This is a genomic window from Micromonospora sp. MW-13, from assembly GCF_003434305.1.
GTDB lineage: Bacteria > Actinomycetota > Actinomycetes > Mycobacteriales > Micromonosporaceae > Micromonospora.
Genome location: NZ_QKKX01000091.1, coordinates 1 through 2,102 on the forward strand (window position 1 = coordinate 1; position 2,102 = coordinate 2,102).

A 2,102-nucleotide genomic window follows, 5' to 3' on the forward strand; every position below is an offset into this window, starting at 1 on the left:
CGGCGGGGTGCGGTGGTGAGCCATTGGGCGAGTTGGTGTGGGGTGGGGGTGCGGTGGATTTGGGAGACGGGGACGATGACGTTGGCGGTTTCGTCGATGGTGGTGGCGGTGGTGGCGGATTGTAGGGAGGTGCCGCCGAGGTGGAAGAAGTTGTCGTGGGTGCCGACTTGGTCGAGGCCGAGGATGGTGGCGAAGATGTTGGTGATGAGTTGTTCTTCGTCGGTGGTGGGTGCGGTGTAGGCGACGTCGAGGTTGGGGCGTTGGGTGCCGGGTTCGGGGAGTGCTTTTCGGTTGATTTTGCCGGTGCCGCCGACGGGGAATCGGTCGAGGATCATGATGACGGCGGGGACCATGTAGGCGGGTAGGACGGTGGCGGCGTGTTCGCGTAGGTCGCTCACGGCGGGGGTTCGGCCGTTGTGGGTGGTGATGTAGCCGACGAGGCGGGCGATGCCGCGGTCTTCGCGGCGGATGACGACGGCGGTGTTGACGTCGGGGTGTTGTTCGAGGACGGCTTCGATTTCGCCGAGTTCGATGCGGATGCCGTTGACTTTGACCTGGTGGTCCATGCGGGCGAGGATTTCCAGGGCTCCGGTGGTGTTCCATCGGCCGAGGTCGCCGGTGCGGTAGGCGGTGCCGCCGCCGTATGGGTCGGTGACGAATCGTTGGGTGGTCAGTTCGGGGCGGTTGAGGTAGCTGTCGGCGACGCCGGCTCCGGTGATGAGGATTTCGCCGGGGATGCCCATGGGGACGAGGTTGAGGTGGGTGTCGACGATGCGGATCTGGCGGTTGGGCATGGGCCAGCCGATGGGTACGTATGCGCCGGCCCAGCCGGCTTTGGCGTCGTACCAGGTGCAGGCGACGGAGGCTTCGGCGGGGCCGTAGGCGTTGATGAGGCGGGCGCCGGCGGTCATCCAGCGTTGGGCCATGCGGGGTGGGATGGGTTCCCCGGCGAGGGTTACGCAGGACATGCTGGGGCAGTCGGCGGGGTCGATGGCGGCGAGGTTGGTGGGTGGGCAGAACGCGTGGGTGGTTTGTTCCTTGGCGATGAGGTCGGTGAGGCGGCGGGCGTCGAGGAGGTCGTCTCGGGAGCAGACGACGACGCGGGCGCCGGAGGTGAGGGCGGTGTAGATCTCGCCGAGGGCGACGTCGAAGACGGGGGCGCAGCAGTGCAGCATGCGGCTGTCCGGGCCGACGGCGCATTCGTCGCGCATCCAGGTGACGAAGTTGGTCAGTTTGTCGTGGGTCAGGACGACGCCTTTGGGGGTGCCGGTGGATCCTGACGTGTAGATGACGAACGCCGGTCCGGTGGCGTCCACCACCGGTAGGTCGGCTGCTTCGGCGGTCTCGATGGTGGGCCAGTCGTTGTCGAGGGCGACGACCCTAACGCCGTCGGGGGCGGGGATGCGGGGGGCGACGTCGCCGATGGTGAGGACGACATGGGCGCCGTGGTCGGCCAGGAGCATCCGCATCCGTTCCGCCGGCCAGGACACGTCCATGGGCGTGTAGGCCGCTCCTGCCCGTAACACCGCCAGGGTGGCGATCAGGGTCCACATGCTGCGGTCCAACGCCAGCGACACCACGTCACCGACCCCGACACCGGCTGACCGCAGGTAGCGGGCCAGAAGTTCCGACCGGCGGGCCAGTTCCCCGTACGTGACGACCTCACCGTCGGCGACACCCGCGACCGCGTCCGGGGTGCGCCGTGCCCATTCCAGCACCAGTTCGTGGAGCGGCTGATCCGGCACCGGACGGACCGGACCCCGACCCCACGCGAGTAGCCGCTCCCGCTCCGCATCGGACACCAACGGCAACCGGGACAGGGCAACCTCAGGCTCCCGCACACCTGCCCCGGTCAACAACGCGACCTGATCCACCAGACCCCGCACCCAGTCCGCGGAGAAGCCCTCCACCGCATAGTCCACCCGCACCCCGGAACCGTCCGAGGCCACACTCACCACCAGATCGACATCCACCACCGCCGGCCCCACCACGGCCACCGGACCGTCCACCACACCCACCACCACCGGACCCACCACACCCGCACCCACCACCGGCGCAGCCCACGCCACACCCACCCGAGACACCAACTCGGCAAACCCCGG

Annotated in this window: 1 protein-coding gene; it reads right to left on the minus strand. The window is 68.6% G+C overall.

What is annotated here, in order from left to right; translation table 11 throughout:
* A partial coding sequence (locus tag C5N14_RS30505) for an amino acid adenylation domain-containing protein (RefSeq protein WP_117673230.1) occupies nucleotides 1-2,102 on the minus strand: 2,102 nt, incomplete at both ends.